Below are 18,788 nucleotides of genomic sequence, written 5' to 3'. Positions count from 1 at the left end.
CCATAAAGACGCCGGATAGATTTAAGCAAGCCCAACATCAATCGAAAATCAGTGTTGCAAAAACGGGGATGACCATAGATTTTTATGACCGTTACGAATCGGATTAGCGGCGATCGCCCAGCAGTACAGATTCCAGCGCAATAGTAATCATGTCGTTAAACTCGGTTTGGCGTTCATGCGACGTGGTCTGTTCACCAGTGCGAATATGGTCAGAGACAGTGCAAATAGCCAACGCCTTGGCACCAAACTCGGCAGCGACGCCATAAATTCCCGCCGCTTCCATTTCTACGCCAAGAATGCCGTATTTTTCCATCACGTCGAACATCTGCGGGTCTGGCGTGTAGAACAGATCAGCAGAGAACAGGTTACCCACCCGAACGGTGATACCTGTATCCTGAGCTGCGTCCACCGCATTACGCACCAGATCAAAATCGGCAATAGCGGCAAAGTCATGATCTTTAAAGCGCAGACGGTTTACTTTTGAATCCGTACACGCGCCCATGCCAATCACCACGTCATACAACTTCACATCCTCGCGCACCGCACCGCAGGAGCCAACACGAATGATGGTTTTCACATCGTATTCCGTGATCAGCTCTTTGGTATAGATAGAGCAAGACGGAATACCCATACCGTGCCCCATCACCGAAATCGCGCGCCCTTTGTAGTTGCCGGTATAACCCAGCATATCGCGCACATTGTTGACTTCACGGGCATTTTCCAAAAAGGTTTCGGCAATGTACTTCGCACGCAGCGGATCGCCCGGCATCAGTACAACATCGGCAAAATCCCCTTTTTCCGCATTGATATGTGGCGTTGCCATTCTTTGATTCCTTATAGAGTACGTCGTGTGAATTCAGTAAATACCGGCGATCACAGCATCGAGGTGCCGTAGTCCATATCGGACACGCCAAAATAGTGCGCCACCGTTTGGCCGACATCAGCAAACGTGGTGCGGTGCCCGCGCGAACCCGGCGTCACCGTCGGCCCGTAGATCAATACCGGCACATGTTCACGGGTGTGATCGGTGCCCGGCCAGGTGGGATCGCAACCGTGATCGGCGGTCAGAATCAGAATATCGCCCTGTTTAACCCGTGCCAGCATTTCCGGCAAGCGGCGATCGAACAGTTCCAACGCCGCTGCATAGCCAGCAACATCACGTCGGTGACCATAGGAAGAGTCAAAATCAACGAAATTGGTAAACACGATGGTATCGTCGCCTGCGGCATCCATCTCTTTCAGCGTGGAATCAAATAACGCATCAATACCGGTCGCTTTGACCTTCTTGGTGATCCCCACCTGGGCATAGATATCGGCAATCTTGCCAACGGAAACCACCTGCCCGCCTTTTTCATCCACCAGTTTTTTCAGTACGGTAGGCGCAGGGGGTTCGACGGCCAAGTCGTGACGGTTACCGGTGCGCTGGAAGTTTTCCGGCTTGTCGCCAATAAAGGGGCGAGCGATAACGCGTCCAATGTTATAGCCCCCTTCGGTAAGGGCCTCGCGCGCGATTTCGCACAGTTCATACAACCGGTCCAGCCCGAAGGTCTCTTCGTGACAGGAGATTTGGAACACGGAGTCGGCCGAGGTATAGAAAATCGGTTTCCCGGTTTTCATGTGCTCTTCACCCAGTTGCTCGAGGATAACGGTGCCGGATGAGTGACAATTCCCCAGATATCCCGGCAGGTTGGCCCGTTCCACCAACAAATCCAGCAATGCCTGCGGGAAACTGTTTTCCTGATCGCTGAAATAGCCCCAATCGAACAGCACCGGCACCCCTGCCAGTTCCCAATGGCCTGACGGCGTGTCTTTACCAGAGGAGATTTCACTGGCATGCGCATACGCACCGATGATGTCTGCCTTCGCATCCAACCCCGCAGGGAAATGTCCGGTAGAGGCTTCCGCCGCCTTGCCCAATCCCAAACGGGTTAAGTTCGGCAGATGAAGTGGCCCGGTACGACCTTGATTGGCTTTACCCTCAGCGCAGGCTTGCGCAATGTGACCAAGGGTATCAGAACCGGCATCGCCAAAACGCGCCGCATCCGCGCTGCTACCGATGCCGAATGAATCCAAAACCATTATAAATGCACGTTTCATTGTTTTCTCTCATTTTTCGTAAGCGACGTTTGCGTTGCTCGATGTTGCCTAAGTGACTCGCAGTTAATCAGCCTGATCGGCACCGATACAGCGATAAACCATCGGCATGGCTATTGGCGGTTCATCACCTATGCTGATGGCTGCTCGAACCGCCTGCGCTGCCGCTTGCCACGCGGTTTCACTGTTAGCATGAATCACCGCCAGTGGACGCGAGGCGTCCACGCTATCGCCCAGGCTCACCACGGCGTCTAACCCGACGCTGTGATCGATAGCGTCCCCCGCCTGACGACGCCCGCCGCCTAGCGCGACCACCGCCATGCCGAGTGCCCGGGTATCCATCGCAGTAACGACACCGCTATGGGTGGCAAATACCGGTTTACTGAGCACGGCTGCCGGTAAATAAGCGTCCATCTGCTCGACAAAATCCGTTGGCCCACCCAGGACTGCCACCATACGGCCAAATACTTCAGCGGCGCGTCCATTATCCAGCACCGCTTGCAGACGCTGGCGCGCCACATCAGGGTTTTCAGCCAGACCGCCTGCCAGCAACATCTCAATGCAAAGCGACATGGTAACATCATACAGCCGGGAATTACGGTGCTCACCCGTTAAAAACCGTACGGCTTCACGGACTTCCAACGCATTACCCGCACTCGATGCCAGTACCTGATTCATGTCGGTTAACAGTGCCGTGGTGCGGCAACCCGCTCGGTTTGCTACGCTAACGATGGATTGCGCCAGCTGTTCCGACAGCGCGTAAGTGGGCATAAAGGCGCCCGACCCCACTTTGACATCCATCACCAACGCATCCAGTCCTTCCGCCAGCTTTTTACACAGTATTGAGGCGGTGATCAATGGGATAGAGTCGACCGTTGCGGTGATATCACGCGTGGCGTAAAAACGCTTATCGGCAGGTGCCAGAGAACGGGTTTGCCCGATGATCGCCACGCCGACCTGACGGATAATGTCGCGAAACTGCTCGTCTTCCGGGAAAATGTTGAGGCCGGGTATCGACTCCAGTTTGTCCAGTGTGCCGCCCGTGTGGCCCAAACCGCGCCCGGAGATCATTGGCACATAGCCGCCGTACGCCGCCACCATCGGCCCCAGCATCAGGGAGGTGACATCGCCTACGCCGCCCGTCGAATGCTTATCCATCAGCGGATCATTCAGGTTGAGATCGTCCCAGTGTAATAGGCTGCCCGAATCGCGCATCGCCAGCTTTAGCGCCACACGCTCATCCATGGTCATATCGCGAAAACAGATAGTCATCGCCAGCGCGGCGATCTGCCCTTCTGAGACGCTGTTATCGCATATTCCATTGATGAAAAAACGAATTTCATCTTCGCTCAACGTCTTGCCATCACGCTTGTTGCGAATGATTTCCTGAGTCAGAAACACAGCCATGCCTCCCGATCAAACTGCCGTAATGCACCACGCAATCAGTAGCCCGACGACGAGGGAGCGCCCTTCTGCCCCAACGTGGTAAGGAGATCGCCTAACAGACCGGATGCGCCAAAGCGGAAGTGGCGGGCGTCGGCCCAACCTTCACCCATGATGTCATCAGCCAGTTTCAAGTAAATCGCCGCATCCTGTGCGGTGCGCACACCGCCTGCGGCTTTGAAGCCCACGCGATCGCCGACGTTTTTATCACGGAGTGTTTGCAGCATGATTTCAGCGCTGTGCGGCGTTGCGTTAACCGCCACTTTCCCCGTGGAGGTTTTAATAAAATCGGCGCCGGCGTCGATGGCTATTTCACTTGCCTGACGAATCAAGGCATCGGTTTTCAACTCGCCGCTTTCAATAATCACTTTCAGCACCACGCCAGCCTTCTGACACAGCTTGTGGCAGGCGGCCACCAGCGTATGGCCGGTTTCCGTGTCCCCAGCCATTAATGCACGATAGGGAAACACCACGTCCACTTCATCAGCACCATAGGCTATCGCCGCCAGGGTTTCCGCGCAGGTGATATCAATATCGTCAGCGCCTTCAGGGAAGTTGGTCACAGTCGCAATGCGGATCTCTGGAGTGCCCTGCTCACGCAGCGTTTTACGCGCCAGGGGGATAAAACGGGGATAAATACAGATGGCGGCCGTGTTTCCTGCCGCGCTGCGCGCCTGCTGACAGAGTGCGATCACCCGCGCTGGTGTGTCATCGTCGTTCAGGGTGGTCAAATCCATTAGCCCCAGCGCACGTTGCGCTACAGCAATTAAGTCAGTCATAGCAATATCCTGTATGTTATGGTTTTTCACGCTTTATTGTGAGAATAATAACAAAAAACAAGTTTAATGTAATTTAAACAACATTAATGCGGTGAGAGCCACTCTTCCACTACGGCTCTATAAGTATAAGACGAGAGGAGAAATCGCGACGTGTTTGCGGTTGGTGACAAATAGCCCTACACCCACCGTCATTCCCGCGAAGGAGGGAGTCTTTTGCAGAGGAAACACGTTTATTCTTACAGAGTTCCTCGGCTTTCGCCGAGGATGACGAGGGGTAAAGTGACTTTGTCATCACTCTGTGTTTTACGCAGAATAACAGCTTGCGAGACGTTAGATACGGAATGCACCGACAGCCATGCTGAGCTCTTCTGCACGCTCGGCCAGCGAACTGGCTGCGGCGGCGGATTCATTCACCAACGCCGCATTCTGCTGTGTGACTGTCTCCATTTGTGAAATCGCCGTATTAATTTGCCCAATCCCTAAACTTTGTTCATGGCTGGCGGTAGAAATTTCGGTCACCAGTGAGGCTACCTGCTTAATCTCCGCCACCACTTCTTGAATGGCATTACCTGCATTCCTAACGACATGGCGGCCTTGGCTTACTTGTTCAACCGAGGCGTTGATGAGCTCATTAATCTCTTTAGCCGCACTGGTGCTGCGCTGTGCCAGCGAGCGCACCTCTCCGGCCACCACGGCAAAACCGCGCCCTTGTTCACCCGCTCTCGCTGCCTCTACCTCAGCGTTAAGTGCCAGGATATTAGTTTGAAACGAGATGCCTTCAATCACGTTAATGATGTTGGTAATTTTCTGTGATGATGTCAGCATCAGCTCCATCGCGGCAGTCACCTCCACCATCATGTCCCCTCCCTTGACGGCCTGCTGAGAGGCAGAAACCGCCAGTTGGCTAGCATGTGCGGTATTGGTCGCATTCAGCGTCACCGACGATGTGATTTGCTCCATTGAGGCAGCAGTCTCTTCCAAAGAACTGGCCTGTTGCTCGGTGCGAGATGAGAGGTCAATATTACCGCTACTGATCTGGCCGGATGCCATGGCAATGATATCGGCATTGCGGTGAACGCGTTTAACGATGCCGGTCAGGTTCAGCATCATCTCTTGTAATGCCGTCTGAAGCTGCCCCATTTCATCACGCGACGTGATCTCGACCTGATGTGTAAGATCGCCACCCGCTCCTCGCCAATTCCACCGCATGTTTGATGGAAACGGCAATCAACATAATCAATCGCCAGCCGGAAAGCGCCACAATCAAGACACCGGCCAAAAATATAATCACAACTATTGATAATATCTGGCTAAAATCATTTTGATGATTCAGAATATAGTGCACTGCCGACGTCAGACTGAAGCTTAATAAACTGGTCGATAACCTGTTGTAACGGCAAATACTCTTTTTTTAGCGAATGATTAATAATATCTTCCAGCGTATATTTGTCATGGTTCTTTATGGCATTGATAGCAGGAATAATAACGTTCTGATGATAGGTTTCACGTAACGCTGCATATTTTTCAAACAGCGTTTTCTCTTCGCCCGTCAGATAGGTATTACTGTATAGCGTCCATTGTTGGTTATAGGTTTTAAGTACATTCTCAATCTGATTGAGTGCATTGCTAACGTTATCTGGCTGAGCCAGATCAACGCTGGCGATTTCAAACATCACGCTGTCCGTCTGGCGAGTGACGTTAGCCAGATACCCCAATGCAACCAACCTGTCGTTATACAGGGTTTTCATCGACTTAATACCCGACAGTCCTATTATCGTGACGACACCCAGTAGTAATGCCATCAACGTCATGACTGAAATCAATTTTAATTTAATGCTCATATAAAAATCCCTGGATAGAAGATTCACCAGCATATCGATCACTGGATTAAAGTATTCATAGCGTCTCAAAAAAAATTAAAAAAACAATGAACGACACTATGAGATATATTTACCTCTTATGCCCTTTAAAAAGGGGGCTATTCATACTAAAAAGGAAGTGCATAGCGTTATATTATCAATGCAAGTAAAGTTATCGTTACATAAAAACCATATTAAAAATAATGTTTTTGAGTTCGGTGCTTCAGGCTACACTGCCATTATCGTGACTGATAAAGACGCCCCCTTAACCATGACAGACGCCTCATGCTCCCAATGGCAACTCTATATGCTGCGCACCGCTAACGGCGCACTTTATACTGGCATCACGCGCGATGTGGCGCGCAGAGTGGCACAGCACCAGGATGGAAAAGGCGCAAAGGCACTGCGAGGAAAAGGCGAACTGACGCTGGTCTATCACTGTGAAGTGGGGGATCACACCACGGCGTTACGGCTGGAATACCGCCTGAAGCAACTGAGCAAACAGCAAAAAGAGAGGCTGGTACGCAACCAGCCTACGACGCTCTCTGATTATATACGTACTGATGTTCCCTGAAGCGCTCAGGGGAGAAAACGTTGGAAGGGTGCAGAATAATCCACGATGCCACTCACGCCTTCAAAATGGTTATCGGAAAGCGGGTACATCTGGAAAGCATCATCACTATCAGGCCAGCGGCAGCGTAACTGCTGCTCCCGGGCAGGCACAAAACCAAAGCGAGCATAATAGGCGGGAGAACCGAGCACCACCACGGCGGTGTAGCCAAACTCGTTTAGCGCATCCAGCCCTTCGTAAACCAGCTTTTCACCCCATCCTTGGCGGCGCAGCGTTTCATCTGCCGCCAGCGGCCCCAAAGCGACCCACTGCCGATCTTCCTCTGCGATGGTCACCGGGCTAAAAGCGACGTATCCCATCACCACGCCTTCGTCATCCGTCGCGACAACGCCAAGCGTTAACAGCCCGTCTTCCCGTAGTTGATGAACCAGTTCAGCCTCTGCCGAGGTGGGAAACGCACGACGCAGCAGCGCATCAATACCCGCTGCATCTACCGGAATTTCCACCCGTACTAACATGTGGTGGCCGCGCGATCGTCAGCGTGCATCGCACCCTCATGTAATTCCGCCTCAACGAAATCGGCCAAACGCAGCAGGCCAATACGCAAAGGCGTTGGCATGGCATCTAGATCGATAGAATCCATCAGGTTTTTAACATACAGACCCAGTTCGGTGTCACCTTCAATGCGCAAACGACGCTGGAAAAACAGCGTATCGGGATCTTCACGGCGTGCGGCGATCAGTACCAGATCGTTGGCTTCGGCACTGAAGCTGACGTCTTCCACTTCATGCTGGCTCACCACCAGGCGCTCATCTCGCAATGTCACAAACCAGGTCAGCCCGACATCACGGACTTCCACTTTCAGCCAGCGTTCTGTCAGAAATGACAGCTCATCTTCATCCAGAGCCTGCTGAAACTGCCAGCTCAGCACCCGTTTCAACACTTTCCGCTGTAAGGAAAATGGGTTTAACTTCAGAGATTTACCTAACAAGCCCGGACCTTGACGCACAATCTGTGCCCGTAGTTTTTCCAACACTGATGTACCCCTTATAAAGCAAACCGTTCAATCCAAGCCTCTCACCCGCTAAACGCAGGGTCCGCTCAGGCCATGCGCACCGCATGTGCTGCTTTTCTCATCACGCTATTTTGCCACAGCCCAGTAAAGCAGACGCGATTCCGGGTCAATAATTTCATTATTATGCACGGAAATCTCGGTAATGCATGCAAGCAATCCCTATTCATTACACGATAAGCTGGCCTAAATCAAAGTCCTGCACCAGCGGGTTAATTAAGATTCCCTAACGTTAAAGAAGGGTCATGCGTTGATAATCGATTGTTATACCCATTTTCCGCATGCCCCCGCCCTACATCAGCCCTGACATGACATCAGGCTGCCTGATGAATGAGGAAACCCGTATGGAATTACTGTGCCCCGCAGGGAACCTGCCCGCACTGAAAGCGGCAATTGATAACGGTGCCGACGCTGTTTATATCAGGCTAAAAGACGATACCAACGCACGCCACTTCGCCGGGTTGAACTTCACGGACAAGAAGTTGCAGGAGGCGAGCGACTATGTGCATCGCCATCAGCGCAAATTGCATATCGCCATCAATACGTTTGCTCACCCAAACGGCTATCAACGCTGGGAGCGCGTTGTTGATATGGCGGCCAATATGGGTGCCGATGCGCTGATCCTGGCTGACTTGCCATGCTTTAGTATGCCGCAGAGCGCTATCCGCATATTGAACGGCACGTCTCTGTACAAGCATCTGCCACTAACGAAGAGGCAATTCGTTTTTATCAGCGCCATTTTGCGGTTCACCGTATCGTACTGCCTCGCGTGTTGTCGATCCATCAGGTTAAACAATTGGCGCGTACCAGCCCGGTGCCGCTGGAAGTGTTCGCGTTCGGCAGCCTGTGCATCATGGCTGAAGGTCGCGGTTACCTCTCATCCTACCTGACGGGGGAATCCCCCCAATACCGTAGGTGCTTGTTCGCCGGCTCGTTTTGTGCGCTGGCAGCAAACCGAAAAAGGGATGGAATCACGCTTGAATAATGTCCTGATCGACAGATATCAGGACGATGAAAATGCCGGTTATGCCACGCTGTGCAAAGGTCGCTATCTGGTGGGAGGCAAGCGTTATCACGCACTGGAAGAGCCAACCAGCCTGAACACGCTGGAGTTACTGCCGGAACTGATGGCAGCCAACATTGCCTCGGTAAAAATCGAAGGACCTCAGCGCAGCCCAGCCTATGTCAGCCAAATCACCCGCGTCTGGCGACAAGCCATTGACCGTTGCATCGCGTCTCCCGGCACCTTCACCCCGAGTGCAGAGTAGATGTCAGCGCTCGGGGCAGTGGCGGAAGGCACGCAAACCACGCTGGGTGCGTACCACCGAAAATGGCAATAAGCGGCAGGTGAGAGAAGAGAACAGTATGAAATATGCGTTAGGTACCATCCTCTACTATTGGCAAAAAACGGATGTAGAAGCCTTTTATCAGGCAGCCAGCCAGAACAGCGCCGATATTATCTATTTAGGTGAAACGGTGTGCAGCAAGCGGCGCGCCATCAAAGTGGGCGACTGGCTCGATCTGGCGAAACAACTCGCCGCCAGCGGCAAGCAAATTGTATTGTCTACGTTGGCGTTAATTCAGGCTCCCTCAGAACTCAGCGAATTGAAACGCTATGTGGAGAACGGAGAGTTCCTGCTGGAAGCCAACGATCTCGGCGCGGTGAACATGGCCGCAGACCGGCATTTACCGTTTGTCGCGGGCCATGCGCTCAACTGCTACAACGCCCACACGCTGCGTCTGTTGCATAAGCAAGGGATGATGCGCTGGTGCATGCCGGTAGAGCTTTCCCGCGACTGGCTGAGCGACCTGCTCGACCAATGCGATGAGCTTGGTTTTCGCTATCAGTTCGAGGTGGAAGTGCTGAGTTACGGGCACTTGCCGTTGTCTTATTCAGCACGCTGTTTCACCGCTCGCTCAGAAAACCGCGCCAAGGATGAGTGTGAAACCTACTGCATCAAGTCCCCGCAGGGGCGCGCCATGCTGTCGCAGGAAAACCAGCAGGTGTTTGTGCTCAACGGTATCCAGACGCAGAGCGGCTATTGCTATAACCTCGGCAACGAACTGGCGTCCATGCAAGGTCTGGTGGATATCGTTCGCTTGTCGCCGCAGTCGCTGGATACGCTGCCCCTGATGCAAGATGCCAATTGTAACGGCTACTGGCGACGCGTCGCCGGTCTGGAATTTTTGTCCTGACAGGCGTCGGGCGGCGATCCGCCCGTTTTGAATATAAAAAAATTCGGACGTGCGCAATACTGTGAAAAAAACACAGTGAGCCTGCCGCAATGTCAACCGATACCCAAACAACACTGTTTTCTCACGATATCCCGTTTTCCGTTTTGGATTTAGCGCCGATCCCACAGGGGACGACGCCCAGAGATGCCTTTCATCACTCGCTCGATCTGGCGCAGCACGCGGAAAAATGGGGCTACCACCGTTATTGGCTAGCCGAACACCACAACATGACCGGTATCGCCAGCGCCGTAACCTCGGTACTGATCGGTTATCTTGCTTCCGGCACAGCGCGCATCCGGCTAGGATCCGGTGGCGTCATGCTGCCAAACCACTCCCCGTTGGTGATCGCCGAGCAATTCGGTACGCTGGAATCACTCTACCCCGGACGCATCGATTTAGGCTTGGGACGCTCGCCGGGCACCGATCAGCGCACCATGATGGCCCTGCGTCGCCACCAGAATGCGGAAATCGACGATTTCCCCCGCGATGTACAAGAATTATAACGCTATTTTGCTGATGCTCAACCAGACCAGGCGGTGCGCGCCGTGCCGGGTCAAGGCTTGCAGGTGCCCCTCTGGCTGTTGGGTTCCAGCCTCTACAGCGCGCAATTAGCGGCAGCATTGGGGTTACCGTTTGCCTTCGCCGCACATTTCGCCCCGGATATGTTGCTTCAGGCGATGGCGCTATACCGGGAGAAATTCAAATCCTCCAGCACGCTGAACAAGCCCTATGCCACGGTGTGCGTGAACGTGATTGCGGCAGAAAGTGAACGCGATGCGCATTTCTTGTTCACCTCAGTACAACAGCAGTCCCTGAATTTGCGCCGTGGGCAACCTGGGCCGCTGCCTGAGCCGGTGCAAGATATGGATTCGCTCTGGTCTCCAGCCGAACAGTTTGGTGTGGATCAAGCGCTGCGTTTAGCGATCGTGGGTGACAACAGTAAAGTGCAGCATGGCTTGCGCAGCTTGCTGCGAGAGACTAAAGCAGACGAGATCATGATCAATGGGCAGATCTTTGATCATCAAGCACGAAAAGACTCTTTCGAGCGGATCATCCAGATACGTCAGTCACTTTTTGACTAGTTACGGAAGAGCAAGCGACAATGAGCGTGTCATCCCCGGCGTAAGCCGGGGATCTCTAACAGAAGGAAAGCGTTTAGCCTATCAGAGATTCCCGCGTACGCGGGAATGACGACCCAGGGGGAATGGCAAGTGACATCACCTGCTATCAGCCGCCATCGGCAAGCTGTCAAAGGTACGCAGTGCCTTCTTACCGTAGGGATCGCCGATCAAACGTTTTGATTCTCGAAACGCAGGACTGACCAGGCTTTTTTCCGGCTCCTGAAGATCGTAGCTGAGTCCTGCCAACCTTGACCAGGTATGCAGCAAATGCGCATTGCTGTATTTCCGGTTTACGTAAGGGGCATAGTCGATTGGATGATCTTTCTGCCACTGTGGCGAATTCCAGAGAATGAATGGCACCGTGTGCATGGTACGCGTCGGCGCAGATTCATCGCGCCCGAGCACGTTGTGCGGCGGCGTCTCGTAAACGTCCTCACCGTGATCCGAGAAGTAGAGCAGGAAACCATTCGGCTGCGTTTTTTCAAAGGTACGGATCAGCGTTTCGACCACATAATCGTTGTACAGCTCAGCATTGTCGTAATCGTTGTAGACTTCGACATCGCTGTCGATCACGCCATCAGGAATGCCTTCTCGCCCGACAAATTTCGTTGTCTCTTCCGGATAACGAAATTTGTATTTCATGTGAGTACCTAGCAGATGCACCACAATGAATTTCTTCTCAGCGGGATCGACCAATACCTTTTCAAACGGCGCGAACACCACGTCATCATACTGACGCGCGCTTTGGGTGCGCTGATTGTTCATATAGAACTGTTCGTCTGTCTGCTGAGAGAACACTGTCAGTAACGTATTTCGTTTGGTCATGGTCTGCTGATTGGTGATCCAGAACGTTTTGTATCCGGCCTGTTTCATCATGTTCATCATGTTCATCATGTTCATCATGTTCATCATGTTCATCAACGAGGGTTTGGTCAGATAGAGATACGGCTGCAACTCATCGGCAAACGTCAGCGCCTGCTGCAAGATTTCAATGGCGTACGGACGTGAGGTCACGACATCGTTGAACACCACCAGATTGGGATCGCTTTTGCGTAACGCATCCAGCCGCGGCGTGGTCTCACGACCATAACCATACAGGCTCATACGGCTACTGGTAGTTGACTCACCGATCACCAGCACCAGCGTGCGCGGCGTATCACCATCCGCATCTTTCAGGTTTGCCTGCGGGGGCAATGCCGCATTCTGCTTGAGCATTTCTGTCATGCTTGCCAACTGCTGGCGGTACTCAACATAACCCGCAATATACTGCCACGGTGCGGTAGTGGACATACGGCTTGCCAGATAACCGCTGGCCTCTTCCAGTGTCTCACCCTCGTTATGCATTTTTTTATAAAGGGGAACACCAAACAGCACTACGGCAATTAAGGTGCATACCGTCACTTTATATTTAAACGGTATGTAAACCGATTGCACTTTACGCCACAGAAACCCAACTATCACCGTATAAAAAAGCAATATAGCCAAAACTTTCAGACTGAAATATTGACTTACATATTCACCAGCCTCTTTGCTATTAGACTCGAACATCACAAACATAACGCTTTGTGAAAACTCTTGTTTATATATCGAGTAATAGCCCAAGGCGATCAAAGAGGTAGCCCATAACAAGATACCTAGTACGCTGCTAATGATTTTGGTTCTGGCAGGGAAAACAAAAACGGGGATCAGCCATAGCAAGCTGTAAAGTAATGAATCGCGCAATCCCGTGGTACCATTATGACCAGTAAGAACAATGACAAGCTGGAGTGCGCAGGAGAAAAACCAAAAATAGAGCAAAAGCCATCCGAGCGAACGCCAACTAAAGCGTTCCTTAACAAAGAGTTCAGACATATTTAATTCCACACAACGTTGTTATTTTTTATGCAGAGCCAAATAGCACTACTTTAATGAGGTCTATTTTTTTAGTACCTCTCTTCCGGCACCGCAATAACTACGTCGAAGAGTTGGACTATCCCTTTAAAACCTTAAAACAAAATTAAGTTCAGCCGGTGAGTCAAAAAAAATACAAGGGTAAAAGTTATGTAAAGGACTATTTTATTCTTAGAAGCGAAGTGCTGAGCTTCGCCTCAAGGATAAGCCAATACACCGATCACCTAATGTGATTTTTATTGGCCAATATCAGCAGGACGGCGGCGCGGAGCGCGTTGACCTTCACTGCGTTGACCATCACGGTTGAAATTGCGTTCGCGACGTTCACCCTGACCTTCACGACGAGCATCACCCTGCCCACCTAATGAACGACGGCCACCGTCACGACGATCGCCAGCGCCAGAACGCGGTGCGCCACGACTGTCGCTGCGCTCACGACGTTCGAACGGCTGTGCATCACCGATCAGTTGCATGTTCATCGGCTTGTTCAGGATGCGCGTGCGGGTAAAATGCGTCAGCAGATCGCCCGGCATTCCCTTCGGCAATTCGATGGTGGAGTGCGATGCGAACAGCTTGATGTTGCCAATGTAACGGCTGCTGATATCCCCTTCGTTGGCAATGGCACCAACGATGTGGCGAACTTCAACACCATCATCACGACCCACTTCGATGCGATACAGTTGCATCTCACCTACATCACGACGCTCACGGCGCTGCGGACGATCGCCATCATGACCCGGGAGACGATCGCCGCGGTCATTACGATCATCACGATCGCGGAATTCGCGGCGCGGACGACGCTCGATCACCGGTTCTGATGGCAGGATCAGCGGACGTTCACCTTGCGCCATTTTCAACAATGCAGCCGCCAGCGTTTCGATATCCAGCTCTTCAGCCGGTTGCAGTTTAGCCAGTAACGCACGGTACATATCCAGATCGCTGCTTTCCAGTTGTGACTGCACTTTGGCGGCAAACTTCGCCAGACGGCGCTCGCCTAACAGTTCAACGTTCGGCAAATCGACTTCAGGGATCGTCAGCTTCATGGTGCGTTCAACGTTGCGCAGCAGGCGACGTTCACGGTTTTCCACGAACAGTAATGCACGACCTGCACGACCAGCGCGGCCAGTACGGCCAATACGGTGCACGTAGGATTCGGCATCCATAGGAATATCGTAGTTCACCACCAGACTGATACGTTCCACATCCAGACCGCGTGCCGCAACGTCGGTGGCGATCAGAATATCCAGACGACCATCTTTCAAGCGCTCCAGCGTCTGCTCACGCAGAGGCTGATTCATGTCACCATTCAGCGCCGCGCTGTTGTACCCGCTACGCTCCAGGGCTTCAGCCACTTCCAGCGTGGCGTTCTTGGTACGCACGAAAATGATAGCAGCGTCAAAGTCTTCCGCTTCCAGGAAACGTACCAGCGCTTCGTTCTTACGCATGCCGTGCACAGTCCAGTAGCTCTGGCTGATATCCGGGCGCGTCGTCACGCTTGATTGAATGCGCACTTCCTGCGGATCTTTCATAAAGCGGCTCGTAATACGGCGAATCGCTTCCGGCATGGTTGCCGAGAACAGTGCCGTTTGGTGCTGAGCCGGGATCTGGGCCATGATGCTTTCGACATCGTCAATGAAGCCCATACGCAACATTTCGTCAGCTTCATCCAGTACCAGACCGCTCAGGTTGGAGAGATCCAGCGTACCGCGTTTCAGGTGATCCAGCAGACGTCCCGGCGTACCGACCACAATTTGCGCACCCTGGCGCAGTGCACGCAATTGAACGTCATAGCGCTGGCCGCCATAGAGCGCTACCACACTCACACCGTGCATGTGTTTAGAGAAATCATTACAAGCTTCAGCCACCTGCACCGCCAACTCACGGGTCGGTGCCAGCACCAGCATTTGCGGCGCTTTCAGTTCAGGCTTGATATTGTGCAGCAGCGGTAATGAAAACGCTGCTGTCTTGCCGCTACCGGTCTGGGCCATACCCAGCACGTCGCGGCCATTAAGCAAATGAGGAATACATTCTGCCTGGATGGGAGAGGGTTTCTCATATCCCTGATCCGACAGTGCATTCAAAATAGGAGCGGACAGCCCCAGGTCAGCAAAAGAGGTTTCAAACTCTGCCATGTAAACGTGCCTCATAGTGAAATGGCGGCCAGTTTACACGTAATTTGTCGAGAAAATACTCAGTCATTTTCATTGAAAAGTGTGAACCGGCTCAAATTAGATTAAAAAACGAACAAAAAAGCCCTCGCCCGTTAAGGCGATGGAAACAGTGGTTCCCGGCTGATTACGTTCGTCAGCTATTGCTGGTCCGATCCTGATAGGTCGTCTTGCTTTTGGCCTAACAATGCCAATTCCAACAATGCATAGCGGTGCTCAACAAAGTTATGTACGTTGTTGGCAACCGTCAGCTTGAACAGCGCCATGGCGTTGTTCTTGTCCCCCAGACTTAGGTAGTGCTTACCTAAATAGAAGTCAGTTTCACTGAGATGCTCAGCGAGCGAAGTGTTATCCGTTGCTTCTGCCTTCAGGCGCTCCATCAGCACAGCTTCACTGATGTTGCCCAGGTAGAATTCGACAATATTCCATCCCCAAGGACCTCTTTCTGCACTGTCATAACGCTTCTTCAGCGCGGCCTTGGCAGCATTGGGATCTATCTCCCGCTCAGCCAAATACAGCCATAACGTACGGAAAGGATCGTTCGAATCGTCTCGATAAAACGCCAACAGATCATCCTGCGCTAACAGGTAACGACCGCCATAATACAAGGCGATGCCCCGGTTCAAACGCGCATAATTGTAAGTTGGATCAAGCTCTAGTACAGAATCAAACGCTTCATAGGCAGCATCAAAATTGCCTGCCTTCGTTAAATAAATGCCGAGATAGTTAAACACTTCCGGCATATCCGGACGGATTGATAGCGCCTGTGAAAAATCATTACGCGCTAACGCTCTCAGTCCGAGACTATCATACAGCACTCCGCGCTCATATAATAGCTGTGCGCGTTCGTCATCGGTTAACGCCCGACTGGCAAGAATTTGTTCCATGCGCGCCAAAATGACTTCCTGCTGTAAATCAGGCTGCACTGGAATTGCCAATACCGCGTTTTTACGCCAATCCGTGTTGCTGCATCCTGCCAGCATAAGTGCTGTCGCAACATAACACCAGAGTAAGAAAGGCTTCATTTCCCACTCCCGAAGACAAACATTGGATGAACATCCTGTCCCGGCACGCTCAATGTAAGGCTATCCGTGCCTCACAAAATGCCCAACTCCCCGCCTGAGCGGGGAGTTGCAAAACAACAGCAAAACGGCTGTTATTCTTCCTCAGAAGGCGCTGTAGCAGCATCCTGAGACTGAGCAGTTGCTTCCTTGATACTCAAACGTACACGGCCCTGACGGTCAACTTCCAGTACTTTAACCGGAACTTCCTGACCCATTTGCAGGTAGTCAGTCACTTTCTCAACGCGCTTGTCAGCGATTTGAGAGATGTGTACCAGACCTTCTTTGCCGCCGCCAATCGCAACGAACGCGCCGAAGTCAACGATGCGCGTTACCTTACCTTGGTAGACACGACCTACTTCGATTTCTGCGGTGATCTCTTCGATACGACGAATGGCATGACGCGCTTTTTCGCCGTCGGTTGCGGCAATTTTCACCGTACCGTCATCTTCGATCTCGATAGTGGTGCCCGTCTCTTCAGTCAACGCACGGATCACTGAACCACCTTTACCGATCACGTCCTTGATCTTGTCGACGTTGATCTTGATGGTGTGGATTCGCGGTGCAAACTGAGAAATATCGCCACGCGGCGCGCCGATGGCCTGTTCCATCACGCCCAGAATGTGCAGACGTGCACCTTTGGCCTGATTCAGAGCAACCTGCATGATTTCGCGGGTGATACCTTCAATTTTGATATCCATTTGCAGTGCTGTAACGCCTTCGCGGCTACCGGACACTTTGAAATCCATATCGCCCAAGTGATCTTCGTCACCCAGGATGTCGGACAGCACCACAAAGTTATCGCCTTCTTTCACCAGACCCATCGCGATACCCGCAACGGCGGCTTTGATCGGCACGCCTGCATCCATCAGCGCCAAAGAAGCACCACAGACGGAAGCCATGGAAGAAGAACCGTTGGATTCTGTGATTTCAGAAACCACACGCACCGTGTACGGGAACTGAGCGGCGGTAGGCATCACAGCCAGAACACCACGTTTCGCCAGACGACCGTGACCAATTTCACGACGCTTCGGCGAGCCAACCATACCGGTTTCACCCACAGAGTACGGAGGGAAGTTGTAGTGCAGCAGGAAGCGATCGGTGGTTTCACCAGTCAATCCATCAATGTTCTGTGCATCACGCTCGGTACCCAGCGTTGCCGTTACCAGCGCCTGAGTTTCACCACGGGTGAACAGCGCAGAACCATGGGTTCTCGGCAGCACACCAGTACGCACATCCAGCGCACGGATCATGTCTTTTTCACGGCCATCGATACGCGGTTCGCCACGCAGTACGCGGCTGCGCACTACATTTTTCTCGATGCTGCCCAGAATGTCCTGAATTTCATTGGCGTCCAGAGAATCATCAGCAGCCAGCAATTCAGCGCTAACCTCAGATTTGATAACGTCGATCTGCGCGTAACGCTCTTGCTTCTCGGTGATACGGTACGCATCGCCCAGACGCGTCTCAGACAGAGCTTTCACGCGATCCAGCAGCGCAACGTTAACGGCAGGTGCCTGCCAATCCCAACGCGGTTTACCGGCTTCTTTCATCAGTTCATTGATGTTGTCGATAACCACCTGTTGCTGCTCGTGACCAAACACCACGGCACCCAACATTTGATCTTCGCTCAGCAGATCCGCTTCGGATTCCACCATCAGTACCGCGCCCTGCGTACCGGCAACCACCAGATCCAGACGGCTCTGTTTCAGTTCGTCGATGGTCGGGTTTAGCACAAACTGGTCGTTGATGTAACCAACACGGGCAGCACCAATCGGTCCATTAAAAGGCAGAGCAGACAGGCTCAGCGCCGCAGACGCACCGATCATTGCTACGATATTTGGGTTGATCTGCGGATTTACAGAAACCACCGTTGCGATAACCTGCACTTCATTGACAAAGCCATCAGCGAACAGAGGACGGATTGAGCGGTCGATCAGACGAGAAATCAGGGTTTCGCCTTCGCTCGGACGACCTTCACGACGGAAGAACCCACCAGGGAAGCGGCCCGCAGCGTAAGTACGCTCTTGATAGTTAACAGTCAGCGGGAAAAAGTCCTGACCTGGTTTGGCATTTTTCGCCCCGACAACGGTCACGAAAACTGCGGTGTCATCCATGCTGACCATAACGGCAGCAGTGGCCTGACGTGCCATCATGCCCGTTTCGAGCGTAACGGTATTCTGACCGTATTGAAACTTACGTACGATAGGATTTAGCAAAATAATATCCTTTACTCAGGGTTTATCATTCTCGGGTTTACCAGATACCAGCCGATGTCGTTGTGTTCGGTACAGCGTCTCCCCGTTGATTACAAACCATCTCACTACATCCTCGCGACTAATGACAACCTTCACGTCAGGCTGGAACCAGTCCAGAAAGAGACATAAAGTTTCTCATTAGCCGCGCGAACCTCTGTAGCGAACGGCGACGACAAAGTCGGTAATACATTACTCTGTTTTGCAAGCACTTTCTAGAAGAAAGGGGCCCTATGAGGC

General features: G+C 52.4%; 14 protein-coding genes and 2 pseudogenes. 4 read left to right on the top strand and 12 right to left on the bottom strand.

The genetic code is table 11. The features are described from left to right. Positions 1-103: 103 nt before the first annotated feature. The 6 genes from deoD to CS369_RS23345 form a co-directional block, all read right to left on the bottom strand. Positions 104-823, bottom strand: a complete 720-nt coding sequence (deoD, locus tag CS369_RS07740; RefSeq protein WP_196906639.1) for a purine-nucleoside phosphorylase — start codon at positions 821-823, stop codon at positions 104-106. 50 nt (positions 824-873) lie between these two features. Further along, positions 874-2,097, bottom strand: a complete 1,224-nt coding sequence (deoB, locus tag CS369_RS07735) for a phosphopentomutase (protein WP_196906638.1) — start codon at positions 2,095-2,097, stop codon at positions 874-876. 63 nt (positions 2,098-2,160) lie between these two features. Further along, the gene (gene deoA, locus CS369_RS07730) at positions 2,161-3,495 is read right to left on the bottom strand and encodes a thymidine phosphorylase (protein WP_196906641.1); all 1,335 of its coding nucleotides are present in this window, start codon (positions 3,493-3,495) and stop codon (positions 2,161-2,163) included. Positions 3,496-3,536: 41 nt separating this feature from the next. Next, on the bottom strand, positions 3,537-4,316 hold the full coding sequence (gene deoC / locus CS369_RS07725; RefSeq protein WP_196906637.1) for a deoxyribose-phosphate aldolase: 780 nt from the start codon (positions 4,314-4,316) through the stop codon (positions 3,537-3,539). A gap of 330 nt (positions 4,317-4,646) precedes the next feature. Continuing rightward, positions 4,647-5,525: a methyl-accepting chemotaxis protein gene (locus CS369_RS23350; RefSeq protein ID WP_244664873.1), complete on the bottom strand. Its 879-nt coding sequence runs from the start codon at positions 5,523-5,525 to the stop codon at positions 4,647-4,649. Between the two features lie 107 nt (positions 5,526-5,632). Further along, complete coding sequence (locus tag CS369_RS23345; protein WP_244664872.1) at positions 5,633-6,157, bottom strand: MCP four helix bundle domain-containing protein; 525 nt, start codon at positions 6,155-6,157, stop codon at positions 5,633-5,635. Positions 6,158-6,446: 289 nt separating this feature from the next. Between CS369_RS23345 and CS369_RS07715 the strand changes: the two genes are divergently transcribed. Beyond that, positions 6,447-6,749: a GIY-YIG nuclease family protein gene (locus tag CS369_RS07715; RefSeq protein WP_196906640.1), complete on the top strand. Its 303-nt coding sequence runs from the start codon at positions 6,447-6,449 to the stop codon at positions 6,747-6,749. Between the two features lie 5 nt (positions 6,750-6,754). Here the strand turns inward: CS369_RS07715 and CS369_RS07710 are convergent, their stop codons facing one another. Next, on the bottom strand, positions 6,755-7,264 hold the full coding sequence (locus CS369_RS07710) for a GNAT family N-acetyltransferase (protein WP_196906636.1): 510 nt from the start codon (positions 7,262-7,264) through the stop codon (positions 6,755-6,757). Beyond that, complete coding sequence (locus CS369_RS07705; RefSeq protein WP_196906635.1) at positions 7,258-7,782, bottom strand: SCP2 domain-containing protein; 525 nt, start codon at positions 7,780-7,782, stop codon at positions 7,258-7,260. Before CS369_RS07705 ends, CS369_RS07710 begins: the two co-directional genes overlap by 7 nt. Before the next feature lie 380 nt (positions 7,783-8,162). Between CS369_RS07705 and CS369_RS07700 the strand changes: the two are divergent. The 3 genes and pseudogenes from CS369_RS07700 (at position 8,163) to CS369_RS07690 (ending at position 11,135) form a co-directional block, all read left to right on the top strand. Further along, positions 8,163-9,158 (top strand): annotated as a pseudogene (locus CS369_RS07700) (peptidase U32 family protein). Between the two features lie 25 nt (positions 9,159-9,183). Further along, positions 9,184-10,014 (top strand): U32 family peptidase, encoded by an 831-nt coding sequence (locus CS369_RS07695; protein ID WP_196906634.1) that lies wholly within the window; start codon positions 9,184-9,186, stop codon positions 10,012-10,014. Between the two features lie 89 nt (positions 10,015-10,103). Beyond that, positions 10,104-11,135, top strand: a pseudogene (locus CS369_RS07690) (luciferase-like monooxygenase). A gap of 135 nt (positions 11,136-11,270) precedes the next feature. Here the strand turns inward: CS369_RS07690 and cptA are convergent. The 4 genes from cptA to pnp all read right to left on the bottom strand — a co-directional run bounded on the left by cptA (position 11,271) and on the right by pnp (position 18,512). Continuing rightward, entirely contained in the window at positions 11,271-13,025 is a 1,755-nt protein-coding gene (cptA, locus tag CS369_RS07685; RefSeq protein ID WP_196906633.1) for a phosphoethanolamine transferase CptA, read from the bottom strand. A 275-nt stretch (positions 13,026-13,300) separates the two neighbouring features. Continuing rightward, positions 13,301-15,196 (bottom strand): DEAD/DEAH family ATP-dependent RNA helicase, encoded by a 1,896-nt coding sequence (locus CS369_RS07680; protein WP_196906632.1) that lies wholly within the window; start codon positions 15,194-15,196, stop codon positions 13,301-13,303. Positions 15,197-15,372: 176 nt separating this feature from the next. After that, on the bottom strand, positions 15,373-16,257 hold the full coding sequence (gene nlpI, locus CS369_RS07675) for a lipoprotein NlpI (protein WP_196906631.1): 885 nt from the start codon (positions 16,255-16,257) through the stop codon (positions 15,373-15,375). A 131-nt stretch (positions 16,258-16,388) separates the two neighbouring features. Then, positions 16,389-18,512, bottom strand: a complete 2,124-nt coding sequence (gene pnp / locus CS369_RS07670) for a polyribonucleotide nucleotidyltransferase (protein WP_196906630.1) — start codon at positions 18,510-18,512, stop codon at positions 16,389-16,391. Positions 18,513-18,788 lie beyond the last annotated feature (276 nt).

Source organism: Candidatus Symbiopectobacterium sp. 'North America' (genome assembly GCF_015762685.1).
GTDB lineage: Bacteria > Pseudomonadota > Gammaproteobacteria > Enterobacterales > Enterobacteriaceae > Symbiopectobacterium.
Note: the sequence above shows the minus strand (reverse complement) of the source record. Positions and strands in the feature narration are given on the sequence as shown.